This window comes from Pseudarthrobacter sp. 10T415, from assembly GCF_056394175.1.
Window position 1 is genome coordinate 1 of record NZ_JBFTHJ010000082.1, and the last position, 398, is coordinate 398.

1 protein-coding gene is annotated in these 398 nt (G+C 41.5%); it reads left to right on the forward strand.

What is annotated here, in order from left to right; genetic code table 11:
* Positions 1 to 151 precede the first annotated feature (151 nt).
* The coding region (locus tag AC1DBN_RS21560) for a MobA/MobL family protein (protein ID WP_477724209.1) at positions 152 to 398 on the forward strand (247 nt) is incomplete at its 3' end.

Here is a 398-nt window from a genome sequence, read left to right on the forward strand (position 1 = left end):
GCTAAGGAATGCCCGGTTACGCATTACTTCGTAATGCCCGGTCTCTGCGAGGCTAAAACCTGTTTTTCTTACGAAAAACTAAAACCAAAACCCAAAACAAAAATAGGGGTTCACATGGAGTAAAATTAATATGGCTTTATATAGGTTAGAAATGCAGAACGTAAGCCGTGCAAATGGTGTCAGCTCAGTTGCAAAGGCGGCTTATCGTCATCGTTCGGTTATGGTTGACCATAGAACGGGAGAAATACACGGCGAGAAATCAGCTAACCGTGACGATCTGGTTTATGCTGAAATATTAGCACCTGATAACACGCCCGATTTTTTGATAAAATCAAGCAATGATCTATGGAACTATGTTGAAAAAACAGAGAAGAGAAAGGACGCAAGAACCGCAAAAG